This window comes from Paracoccus aestuariivivens (assembly GCF_009711225.1).
Taxonomy (GTDB): domain Bacteria; phylum Pseudomonadota; class Alphaproteobacteria; order Rhodobacterales; family Rhodobacteraceae; genus Paracoccus; species Paracoccus aestuariivivens.
This window is the reverse complement of record NZ_WMIE01000011.1, coordinates 1-11903: the sequence shown is the minus strand read 5'-3', so window position 1 is coordinate 11903 and position 11903 is coordinate 1. Positions and strand designations below refer to the sequence as shown.

The 11903-nt window shown below is 59.6% G+C and carries 9 protein-coding genes and 1 pseudogene; 3 read left to right on the top strand and 7 right to left on the bottom strand.

Annotation, left to right across the window (positions count from 1 at the left end; translation table 11 throughout):
* Positions 1-50: 50 nt before the first annotated feature.
* From GL286_RS15445 to acs, 3 genes and pseudogenes are all read right to left on the bottom strand, one after another.
* Positions 51-1948 (bottom strand): annotated as a pseudogene (locus GL286_RS15445) (sodium:solute symporter family protein).
* 3 nt (positions 1949-1951) lie between these two features.
* Positions 1952-2209 (bottom strand): DUF4212 domain-containing protein, encoded by a 258-nt coding sequence (locus GL286_RS15440; protein WP_155096482.1) that lies wholly within the window; start codon positions 2207-2209, stop codon positions 1952-1954.
* A gap of 122 nt (positions 2210-2331) precedes the next feature.
* Positions 2332-4233, bottom strand: a complete 1902-nt coding sequence (acs, locus tag GL286_RS15435; RefSeq protein ID WP_155096481.1) for an acetate--CoA ligase — start codon at positions 4231-4233, stop codon at positions 2332-2334.
* Between the two features lie 205 nt (positions 4234-4438).
* Here acs and GL286_RS15430 point away from each other — a divergent pair, with 205 nt between their 5' ends.
* Positions 4439-5488, top strand: a complete 1050-nt coding sequence (locus tag GL286_RS15430) for a GSU2403 family nucleotidyltransferase fold protein (RefSeq protein WP_155096480.1) — start codon at positions 4439-4441, stop codon at positions 5486-5488.
* A gap of 127 nt (positions 5489-5615) precedes the next feature.
* Here GL286_RS15430 and GL286_RS15425 read toward each other — a convergent pair whose 3' ends face one another.
* The 4 genes from GL286_RS15425 to GL286_RS15410 form a co-directional block, all read right to left on the bottom strand.
* Entirely contained in the window at positions 5616-6302 is a 687-nt protein-coding gene (locus GL286_RS15425) for a type IV secretory system conjugative DNA transfer family protein (protein WP_155096479.1), read from the bottom strand.
* 114 nt (positions 6303-6416) lie between these two features.
* Entirely contained in the window at positions 6417-7784 is a 1368-nt protein-coding gene (locus GL286_RS15420; protein ID WP_155096478.1) for a DUF1254 domain-containing protein, read from the bottom strand.
* 142 nt (positions 7785-7926) lie between these two features.
* A complete protein-coding gene (locus tag GL286_RS15415; RefSeq protein ID WP_155096477.1) occupies positions 7927-8085 on the bottom strand; it encodes a hypothetical protein in 159 nt (52 codons plus the stop codon).
* 53 nt (positions 8086-8138) lie between these two features.
* Positions 8139-9077 (bottom strand): IS110 family RNA-guided transposase, encoded by a 939-nt coding sequence (locus GL286_RS15410; protein ID WP_155096476.1) that lies wholly within the window; start codon positions 9075-9077, stop codon positions 8139-8141.
* A 465-nt stretch (positions 9078-9542) separates the two neighbouring features.
* Between GL286_RS15410 and GL286_RS15405 the strand changes: the two genes are divergently transcribed.
* Together GL286_RS15405 and GL286_RS15400 are read left to right on the top strand one after the other, a co-directional pair.
* Positions 9543-9848: a hypothetical protein gene (locus GL286_RS15405; RefSeq protein ID WP_155096475.1), complete on the top strand. Its 306-nt coding sequence runs from the start codon at positions 9543-9545 to the stop codon at positions 9846-9848.
* A 690-nt stretch (positions 9849-10538) separates the two neighbouring features.
* A complete protein-coding gene (locus GL286_RS15400; protein WP_155096474.1) occupies positions 10539-11720 on the top strand; it encodes a Fic family protein in 1182 nt (393 codons plus the stop codon).
* The last annotated feature ends 183 nt before the right edge of the window (positions 11721-11903 follow it).

Sequence of the window (11903 nt, the reverse complement as noted above, 5' to 3'; positions counted from 1 at the left end):
TCGTCGCTCGGGGATTGGCCGCGCCCAAATGGGCGCGACCAGTTCTTGCTTTAGTGATGGGTCGCCGCACCGGCGCCACGCGGGATACGGATCGACTCGACCAGCTCCTGAACATGGATCGGGGGTTCCTCGGTGGCATTCGAGACGAGATAGGCCACGAGGAAGTTCAAGAGCGCGCCCACGACTCCGAAGGATGCCGGAGCGATTCCGAAGAGCCATGCTGCGGGTGTATCTGGCAGCATGTTGGTGCCCGAGACGAAGAACCACCCCTTATAGGTGAAGATGTAAAGCAGGGTCGAAAGCAGACCTGCCAGCATCCCCCAGATCGCGCCATGCTTGTTCACGCGCTTCGAGAAGATGCCCATCATCAACACCGGGAAGATCGAGCTCGCCGCAAGACCAAAAGCGAGGGCCACGGTCTGGGCGGCAAAGCCCGGCGGATTCAGACCCAGCAGGGTCGCGACAAGGATCGAAACCGCCATCGACACGCGTGCCGCAGTCAGTTCCGACTTTTCGCTGATGCCCGGGTTGATCGCGCCTTTGATCAGGTCATGGCTGACCGCCGAAGAGATAGCGAGCAGCAGACCAGCAGCGGTCGACAGCGCCGCGGCCAGACCACCAGCAGCAACGATGGCGATGACCCAGCCCGGAAGGTTGGCGATTTCCGGGTTGGCCAGAACCATGATGTCATTGCTGACCAGCGGCAGTTCATTGCCTTTCCAGCTTGCTGCATCGGCGGGAGCGTTGGGCAGTTTCGCGATGCCTGCGGCAAGCGCCTCGTCATAGGCGGTCTGCGCAGCATCGATCGCTGCCTGATCACCACCGGCTTTGGCTGCGGCCAGCGCCTTGCCTTGAGCATCGGCACCGTCATTGTAATACTGGATCAGACCGTCGCCGTTCTTGTCTTCCCATTTCAGCAGGCCGGTCTTGGCCCAGGTCCGCATCCAGTTCAGTTCCGGCTTGCTCTCGATATCGGCCAGCGACACGGCGGGTTGCGAGAAGGTCTCGCCCGTCGTCGCGCCCGGCCACATCGTGGTCGAAAGGTTCAGGCGCGCCATCGAACCGACCGCCGGGGCGACCGTGTAAAGCAGTGCGATGAAGACCAGCGCCCAGCCCGCCGAGGAACGCGCATCCGACACTTTCGGCACGGTGAAGAAGCGGATGATGACGTGAGGCAGGCCAGCCGTGCCGATCATGAGCGCCAGCGTAAACATCACCATATTCAGGGTCGACCCGTTATGGGTTGTATAGGCCTTGAAGCCCAGATCGGTCACGATCTGGTCGAGTTCATCAGAAACTCGGTGTTCGAACCGGTATGGGTTCCGAACAGACCCAGTTGCGGCAGGAAGTTTCCGGTCAGCGCCAGCGAGATGAAGACCGCCGGAATGGTATAGGCGATGATCAGCACGATATATTGCGCGACCTGCGTATAGGTCACACCCTTCATGCCGCCGAACACGGCATAGGCGAACACAACCGCGGCACCAATCCACAGGCCGGTCGATTTCGACACTTCCAGATAGCGCGCGCAGGTGATGCCTACGCCTTCCATCTGACCGATCACATAGGTGATCGAGATAATCAGCAAGCAGATGACGCCGATGATGCGTGCGGTCTGCGAATAGAAACGGTCACCGATGAATTCTGGCACGGTGAACTTGCCGAATTTGCGCAAGTAAGGCGCAAGTAGCATCGCTAGCAGCACATAACCGCCGGTCCAGCCCATCGAGTTGTCATAACCTGTAAAGGCGATGAGACCCGCCATCGAGATGAATGAGGCCGCCGACATCCAGTCCGCCGCCGTCGCCATGCCGTTCATCACGGGGTGGATGCCGCGGTTTGCGGCATAGAACTCGGCGGTCGACCCGGCGCGGGCCCAGAACGCGATGCCGAAATACAGGCAGAAGCTCAGGCCGATGACAATGAGGTTAAGGGTAAACTGATCCATGGATTATTCCTCGACCCCGTGTTCCCGGTCGAGGCGGTTCATCCGCGCCGCATACCAGAAGATGAGGATGATGAAGGTCAGGATCGAGCCCTGCTGGGCGAACCAGAAGCCCAGATCGCTTCCGCCGATCTTGATCCATGAAATCAACGGCCGCAGCAGAATGCCGAAGCCGTAAGACACAAGTGCCCAAATGACGAGGCTCCATCCGATGATACGAACGTTGGCCTCCCAATAGGCATAAGAGGAGTGTTTATCGCTCATTCCCCCGTTTCCTCCCTGTGATGAATTTGCCGCCTTGTTTGGTCGCCCGACCCCGGCGGCTTCGGTCGGGTGGACGTGGCAGGCGCGAGGCTCTCCTCTTCCACCGCGCCTGTCTTATTCTGTCAGGCCCGGTTCATCCGGTTCTCGATCAGTTCCTCGACGACAGCCGGTTCGGCCAGCGTCGAGATATCGCCCAAGCTGCCATAGTCGTTCTCGGCGATCTTGCGCAGGATACGGCGCATGATCTTGCCCGAACGGGTCTTGGGCAAACCGGGCGCCCATTGGATCAGGTCCGGTTTGGCGATGGGACCGATCTCGGTACGGACCCAAGTTTCAAGCTCGCGCTTCAGGTCGTCGCTGGGGGCGATGCCGTTCATCAGCGTGACATAGGCGTAAATGCCTTGCCCCTTGAGCTGGTGCGGATAGCCAACGACGGCGGCCTCGGCGACCTTCTCATGCGCGACAAGCGCGGATTCGACCTCGGCCGTGCCCATGCGGTGCCCCGAGTCGTTGATCACGTCATCGACGCGGCCCGTGATCCAGTAATAGCCGTCCTCATCGCGGCGGCAGCCGTCGCCGGTGAAGTAATAGCCGGGATATTGCTGGAAATAGGCCTCCATGAAGCGCTGGTGATCGCCCCAAAGCGTACGCATCTGGCCCGGCCAGCTGTCGGAAATCGCCAACACACCCTCGACCCCGTTGCCTTTCTGGACTTCGCCGCTTGCCGCATCCAGCACGTCAAGCTTCACGCCAAAGAACGGCAAGGTGGCCGAACCCGGTTTCGTCTCGATCGCGCCGGGAAGCGAGGTGATCATGTGGCCGCCAGTCTCGGTCTGCCACCATGTATCTACAATCGGGCAGCGCCCCTTGCCGACATGCTTGTCGTACCAGACCCAGGCCTCGGGGTTGATCGGCTCGCCCACGGTACCAAGAACGCGCAGGCTGGACAGATCGTGCTTGTCGACCCATTCCGGACCCTGCCCCATCAGCGAACGGATCGCGGTCGGCGCGGTGTAGAATTGCGTGACCTTGTGCTTGTCGCAGACTTCCCAGAAACGACCGGCATCAGGCCATGTCGGGATGCCTTCGAACATCAGCGTGGTCGCGCCATTCGCAAGCGGGCCGTAGACAATGTAGCTATGTCCGGTGACCCAACCGACATCTGCCGTGCACCAGAACACGTCTCCGTCCTTGTAGTCGAAGACGTATTGATGCGTCATCGAGGCATAAACCAGATAACCGCCGGTCGTGTGGACGACGCCCTTGGGTTTGCCGGTCGAGCCCGAGGTATACAGGATGAACAGCGGATCCTCGGCCCCCATCGGGCGCGGTGGGCAATCCGGACTCACCTCGTCCATCAGCTTCAGGACATCGACATCGCGGCCATCGATCCATGTCGTCTGGTCGCCGGTATGTTTGACGACAAGGCAGCGCACCCGATCCGAGCAATGCAGCAAAGCCGCGTCGGTATTCGATTTCAACGCCGTACGACGCCCGCCACGCGGAGCGGTGTCGGCGGTGATGACCAGCTTGGCGCCACAGTCATTGATCCTGTTGGCCAAGGCATCCGGCGAGAAGCCGGCAAAGACGATGGAATGTACCGCCCCGATCCGCGCGCAGGCCAGCATGGCATAGGCCGCCTCGGGGATCATCGGCATATAAATCACGACGCGGTCGCCACGCATCACGCCCTGGCTCAGCAGCACATTGGCGAAACGGTTCACTTTTTCGGACAGCTGCGCATAGGTGATGTGCCGCGCCGGAGCCTTGGGGTCATCGGGCTCGAAAATGATCGCGGTCTGGTTGGCGCGAGTCGGCAGATGGCGGTCGACGCAGTTCACCGAGGCGTTCAGGATTCCGTCCTCGAACCACTTGATCGAGACCTTTCCCATGCTGAAATCGGTGTTTTTCACCACGCTATAGGGATGAATCCAGTCGATCCGCTTGCCTTCACGGCCCCAGAAGCCAACGGGATCGGAAACCGATTCGTCGTAAAGCCGCTGATAATCGGCGGGTTTCAGCAAAGCATCCTCGAAACCCGCGGATCTGCGCGCTTCTCCCCTCGCGCGGCAAATTTGACGTCAACGGCAGGCTCAAAGGTTAATATGCTGGTGGGGACCTGGGTGGATGGGTCAAGATGCGCTGAGGCCACGATAACGGCACATCGTATTGAAAAATATGAATTTGGTGATTATACTCTAGGACACAGCGTGCCGGAGTACCAAATTCATGTATTACAGTGCTTTAGACAGCCGTGTGATCCGTGATCGGGTTGATCTCGTTGCCACTTTCGAAGAGTGGCAACGGGTCAGAAATCTATCACAGGACGAACTCAGCGGAAACATGTCTTACGAGCTCCGTGCGGGCCGCGAATATCTCTACCGCAGAACGACCAAAAACGGGATCAGGTCGACCCGAAGCCTCGGATCTCGATCTGACAAAACAGACGCCATTCTTGCGCATTATCTGCGACAGAAACAGGAGGCCGAGGAGCGGCTCGCAAGTTTGGCCGGCAAGATCAACCAGCTGGCCGCGGTGATGCGGGCGCTCAACCACCAGCGTGTCCCCAGCATCGCGGCCAGGCTGATCCGCAAGCTGGATGAAAGCCCGGCCGCAGCCCGTTTTCGGGTGGTGGGCACGCATGCGCTCTATGCCTATGAAGCTGCTGCTGCGGTGACATTCAACGGGGAAATGGTCGCCACCGGAGATCTGGATGTTCTGATCGACGACCGCGCGCCCCTGCGCATCGCGATTGATGGGGAAGCGCGAGGCCTGGAGGCCATCGCCAGATCTGTCGATCCGTCGTTTCAACAGCGCCAGAAGGGAGATTTCCGGCTGACCAATAAGGACGGGTTCATGGTCGAGTTTATCCGTCCCGAGGCGCGACCGGCACACCGAGTCATGCCCGGCCAGGTCAGCGGCATCGAAGGAGATGCCGTTCCGGCCCCGATTATTGGCCTTGAATGGCTTGTGTCTGCGCCTGCGTTCACGGCCATCGCCATCGACGACCGTGGATTTCCGGTGCGAATGACCGCGCCTGCCCCGGCCATATGGGCGGCGCATAAGCTCTGGATTGCCCAAAGGGACGATCGTGATCCCGGCAAGGCCGCGCGCGACAAGGTTCAGGCCGAAGCAGTTCTCAGCCTGATCGAGGATCGCCTGCCACAGGAAAGGTTGGACCCTGTTAAGCACAGCGCCTTGCCAAAACTCGTGGCGGATCTGGTGACAGCTGGACCGGCAAAAGCTGATCAGAAAAATCTCACGCCAGATTGGGAATGACGCATCGGGATATTGACCTGCGTTGGTCTTGACGCGGCGAAGGCAGCTGTCGCGGCGGAGCGGCAGGACGCAGACTGGAAGTGATCGCGCGCTGACGCGGGCAGCTGGTTCAGTCTCTGTGCTGGTCTCACGCGCCCAATTTGCGCAGCAGTTTCTGCTCGATGCCCTGCATGGTCGCGAGGGCGCGTTTTTCCTGCGGCTTCAATTCTTCCAGCATCTCTTCGGCGCTCAAGGCGGGCTTTTCCTCTCTCATTTTCTGTAGCATGGCTTGGGCGGTTGGACCCGATGCGGCGACCTCTGATGTCGTTGACGCAGGCTCCGCCTGCGCGGGTGGCGCGGAACCGTCGTCGGGTTTCTCTGTTGCATCCAGGGGTTTTTCGCCGCCTGGACCCGTGGGCAGCACCGGATCGGGCGAGGCCGGGTAGGAAATGATCCCGCGAGCTTCGATGCGCCTTGTCAGGTCTTCGACGGTTTCGCGCAGCCGCCGCAAACCCTCGCCTTCGCGTGAAGGATAGGGCAGGGGTCCTTTCTGCGCCGCCATCAGCCCTTTGAAATAGGGATCCTCGTAATAGACGATGCGCTCGGCAATGATCGGATGCTGACGCTCGGGGATCAGGATGACATTGTCGCGATCGAGCTTTTTCAGCTCGTCCGGGGTCATCAACGGGCGCTCTTCATTGCGCCGTGAGATCGAGCGGCGCAGCAGGCCTGATCCATCGCGCGAAAGGCTGTCGCTGATCGCGAGCTTGGTGGTCTTGCCGAGCCCTTCCGAGACCTCCTCGGCGGTCTTTTTCTCGTTCGGGGCGAGGTACACCGCGCAGATAGATCTTCATTTTGACCATAGTACAGCTAACCATCTTGCGTTCCATCGCCAGCAACTCTTGAGCCGCTAGGCGCAACGCCAATCGACGACGCCCTACGAAGGCGCTTAACTGACTATCTCGATGACAGGTGGCTTCCAGCGACCATCGAGGGCCACGTCTTTGGGCAGGTAAAGGCGCATGACGGCGTAAAAGCCCTCGGCCGGTGTGGGCAACCAGTTCGCCCCCTGCTCTTCGCCGGGGCTTTCGGCCTGAAGGTAAAGGACGATCCCACCGGCCTCGTCCTGTTTCAATCCCGAGAGCATCGGGGAATTGATCAAGTAGCGATTGATAGGGTTGTCGACCAGCAACTGTCGGGCCTTGTCATACATCGTGATCGACCAGAAGGCGGAGACAGGTGGTAAGGTATCGGCCGCAAACCGCAACGCGTAATGATGCGCCTTGCCGTCCAACAGCGCGCCTTTCGCGTCCACGTTGTAGATAACGTAGAGCGCCTCTTGCGCGGTGTTACCATAGATGCCGCCCTGCGCGGCAGCGGCGCGGTCCACGTAGCGCCCCTTCATGAACTCGGGTGTTCCGAACAGCTTTGCGGAATCCGTGAGATGCGCGACGGTGTCGCGGATCTCCTGATCGGTGGGCCGTACAAGATCGCGCATTTGGCTCGCGGTGCCCTCGGGCAGGCTGGCGGGTGGCCAGGCGGTCCCGGCTTGCAGTCCGAGCGCGGCGGCGAAACTGTCGCGCAGGTTGCCCTCCCATGCCAGCGGCGGGGCGAACTGCAGTAGGAAAGCCGTCAGCGGCCAGAACTCGCTTAGCATCCGGTCGTCGTCGATCACGGGCCAGTCGATGGCAGGCGCTGGAGCCGGGGCAGGCTTGCCCTCATAGGCCGACAATGTCCGTGCGCTGTAACCAGCCTGAATCGCCTCGACCTTGCCGATGTCATCAGGCGCAAAAAGCTGGGTGCGGATGACGACAAGACCCAGATCGGTCGGTATCCGAACCACGCGCTTGATCCCGGCAGGAGCCTCACCTTGCCAGCCCGGCCCTGCGATCAGAAAATCCCCACCGCCATTGCCATCCATCCGCGTCCCCAGATAGTCGACATTGTGGGTATAGAGATCGATGATCTGGGCTGAATAGTAACGATCCGCCTCGATGGCGGGCAAGGTCACGACCAGCGGCTCGGCGCGCAGGTCCATGACCATGAAAGAATAGGGTGTGTCGGAATTGGGGGTGATGATCGCCGTGTCTTCGGGTGTATAGACTCGGGCGATACTGGTCAGCGTGTTGAGCGGACCCTTGTACTGCTTGCCTCCCGCCTCCAGCGCATATTGGTAGAGGGTGAGGTAATTTTTCACCATCGGATAGGCATAAAGAAACGCCTCATGCGCTAGGGCGCCTGTATCCTGCGCGTGCAGCGGCAGGCTTGGCAACACTGCGGCCGCGACGCTTATCTGAAGCAGAGTCCGACGGTTCATCGCACTTCCTCCGATTTTGGGAAAACCAATTTGCCATCAAGAATGCTGGTCTCGGGGCGGTAGCGGCGCACCATTCAGTTCCAGCCCTCCGGCGTTGGTAGGCAGTTCACGACCGCGCCGTCGCATCCTGCGAATTGGACCGTTATGCTGTGGCATCGGGCCTCGCGGTCAGTTTGTTCAGCGTATAGGCGTTCTTGACGTTCGGCAAATAATATCCTTCGGCATCGTAGACCGAGATCGACCAGAAGCCCGTGATGAAACGAACGGAACGGGCCTGACTGGGCGTTGCTCTGCGGGACATCCCAGTCGATCGAGCATCCCGCACTTAACCAGTCGGTCGAGTATCCGTCTTAGTCAAGGGCGTTCAGGCAGCCAATCTCGCCTCTCGCGCAGCAAGGTGTTCGCAAGGATGATGATGCGTCGCATGATGGCGGTAATAGCGACTTTCTTCGCCTTGCCGGCTTTTAGCAGCTGCTGATATTTGTCGTGGAGGTCCCGGTTGAAGCGGATGGCGACAAGTGCCGGCATATAGATCGCGCGCCGAATTGATGCCCGTCCGCCGGTAATCCGTTCCTTGCCCTGCCACTTGCCAGATTGCTGCGTCATTGGCGCAAGTCCGGCTAAGGCGGTGATCTTTTTGCTCTCGAGATATCCCAGCTCCGGCATGTCGATCAGCATAGTGGTCGCAGTCAGACGACCGATCCCCGGAATGGTCATCAAACGGCGAATGCGCTCTTCAAGGGTGCCACGCTGTCTGGCGATCTGCGCGATGACCTCGTCCAGCGCCTGGATATCAGCCCCGATGTCCTCAATGCGGCGAGCAAGCTGTTCGCGCACCAGCGGGTTCAGTGCGGTGGCAAGCCGCGTCTTCGCGGTCACCTGATCTTTGACCAAAGCGCGACGTGCAGTCAGCAACTCTCTGAGATCATGAACATCTTCGCCTTCGACAGCTTGAGGCGTCAGGTCCAGCACAACACCCATGCGGGCCAGCATTCTGGCGTCGACGCTGTCGGTCTTTGCCAACCGTCCGATTGCCTGCGCAAAGCGCCGCGCCTGCTTTGGATTGACCTTGATGAAAGGCTTCCCTGTCAGGCTCAGATGCCGTTCAAGCCCCCGGTGATAGGCGCCGGTCGCCTCGAAGACGATCAGAACATCCTCCTGCTTTCCCAGCCAGTCGCATAATTGACCGAAACCTTCTGGGCTATTGGGCAGGCAACATGCCTCAGCCCGGGAATGCCAGAAGGTGTCGAGACGATCTTTCGACACATCAATGCCGATGGTATCCTTGGCCATCTTTTCTTCCTACCTATGCTTGTCGTTCGGGCCCGCAGCCCACGTATCCGTTCAGGTCGTTAGAAAAGACGGGGGCTCGTCAAACTCGACCGCGGTCCTTCAAGACCAAGCTCCGCACGACGCCACCCCCGCCGCTGCCCCGCAGTTTGCGGTGCTGGGCAGCGGCTCCCTTTTGCCTCGGGAGCCGGGAATTCCATAAGACAAGCACCGCCGATTTTGCGCGGCGTCGTTCCCCTATCTGGCCGTTCAACCAGCCTCGCAGCGAAAACCCCGCAAGTGCGGCGGGACGCGATGCGGGGCCTTGCATCGACGGCTTCTTTTCGCCTCCTCCTCTACAGGTGTCTGCTTGTCTGGCCCAATTGATGGGCGTTGTCTCCGTCGGTGGTAACCTTACCCAGGCAAGTTGCTCTACTAACGACGCACCAGAGTGACCACATGCATTGGAACCATATGTGGAGGCATCAGATGTTCAGGAAACTCTCTCTCGTCGCATTGGTTTTCTCTGTTGCGACGGGATCGGCTCTTGCAGATAGCAAACCGCTGTCTCCGGGCCATGTCCAAGAGGCTGCGATCATGGGTCTCAACCCGCATGTCTTCAGTCGCATGGATATCGCGCAGATCGCAGCTGAAACGACCTGCCGCGACCAGTATGAACGGATGCGCTATATTCTTCAGAAGAAGGAGAAGGCTGGAGAAGAGATCTCTAATCCTTTCACCTCGAGCCGATGGCTAACACCTGGTGGATGCAGAGTAACGAGCGAAGGTCGTTGATGGCCTGAAGGGACGGGCTGACCGCCAGTTGAGGCGTTTCTGAATTCGCAAACAACCTCATTCGCTGCGCTTCGCATCAATGGCCGCAATGGAGAATGCCGCCGTGCTGCATCAGCCAAGTCCGAGCGGCCGCATCGGATCACGCGCAATGCTGCACCTGCGAACAGCCGAGTGTCGTCGCCCCGCTCTGAATGGCGGCGAAGCGTTCCGCCCAACATGCTGTGGGACAGGAATGGCGGGCTTCGCTGAAGCGGGCGTCCTGCCCCCAGGATAGGCTGGGCCGGCCCTTACCCGTCGCTCGGCCTGTCACTATGCTGCGCGGCAGCATCCACCGAAGCCGCCGCACAGACACCGCGCAGCGAAATCTTTGATGAGCTGGATACGCTGCGGACCAAGCCGTCCTTCGTCAACTACTTGGTCGCGCTCCGCTTAACCGTCACTCAGACAGTGCGCAGCGAGATCCTCGATGAAATGGCAGCTGAGAACGGCGACGTGGTTCCTTGCTCATGACTGATCTCCTGTGCTGAGAGTAAATTAACTCCCAATCCGGGATCACGGAACAAGGTCAACCTTAGGCAGGCCACGTCGCCTGGTTCGTTCCGGCTATTTAAGTGCGCTTACTTTAGAAGTACCGTTATTAAACAGAACGCGCCATTGCTTAAATAACGCTACATATGCCAATGTGCCGCCATGAACGAACCACCTCTGAATCCGCGTCTTGGACGCAGTCTGGAAACCCCTGTCGCGGGCGAGATTGTGCGCGCATTTGTTCCGCCGCCCCTGCCTCCCAAGCCAGATATCGATGTATTGCAACTGCTCGACAGACTGAGCCTCGCTGAACGCGCCTTGGGCCGTCTGGACGGGATCACAACACTACTGCCACGGCAGGAGCTGTTTCTCTATATGTATGTCCGCAAAGAAGCTGTGCTTTCATCGCAGATCGAGGGGACCCAGTCGACCCTGACGGATCTTTTGCGCTTTGAAACCGAAGCCGCTGCTGGCGAACCGATCGACGACATCCGCGAGGTGTCAAACTATGTCGATGCTATGATGTATGGACTTGAACGGCTGCAGGAACTGCCGCTGTCGCTTCGACTGATCCGTGAAATGCACGAACGATTGCTGCAGAGCGGCCGCGGTGGCACTAAAAATCCCGGCGAATTCCGGCGGTCGCAGAACTGGATCGGAGGATCGCGGCCGGGAAATGCCCTCTTCGTGCCACCGCCGGTCACCGAGATGGACGCCTGCCTTGATGCCCTGGAGCGGTTTATGCACGAGCGAGACTCCAAACTCCCCGCGCTGATCAAAGCTGGCTTGCTGCATGTCCAGTTTGAAACCATCCACCCGTTTCTGGATGGTAATGGCCGTATAGGACGCTTGCTGGTGACCCTGTACCTTTGCGTCAATGATGTGTTGCGCAAGCCGCTGCTTTATCTCAGCCTTTATCTCAAGACCCACCGTGCCGACTATTACCGCCTGCTGCAGGAGGTCCGGCAATACGGCAATTGGGAAGCTTGGCTCGATTTTTTCCTGACCGGTGTTGCGGAAACCGCCAACCAGGCCTTCGATGCCGCCACACGGATAGTGGATCTGTTCAAGACGGACCGCGAGCGCATCACGGCTGAAAGCGATCGGCCCGGCTCTGCGCTGCGCATCCACGATCTGTTTCAGCAAAATCCGTTTCTGACAGCAACGCAGGCGGTGCAGAACACCGGCCTGTCCGCACCGACAGTCAATGCCGCTCTGGCCGATCTGGAACGCTTGGGCATTGTGATAGAAATCACCGGACGTCGGCGCCGGCGCGTGTTTAGCTATCAACGATATCTCGCGATCATCAGCGAAGGCACGGATCCGATTCCAATAATGACATAGCGGCCCATCGCTGACGTTCGGCTCGCCGCCATGCGGCGCGGCAGTAATCACCGAAGCGGTGTTTGTCAAAGGAGTTGTCACTCGTCTTCGTTTTCAGGCCGCGCGTTTTTCGTCGCCGCCCATGGGGCCTCCTCCGCCAGCTTTGTGGTTGAGCGCGTCGTCGGCCCCATGGTGATCGCCGCG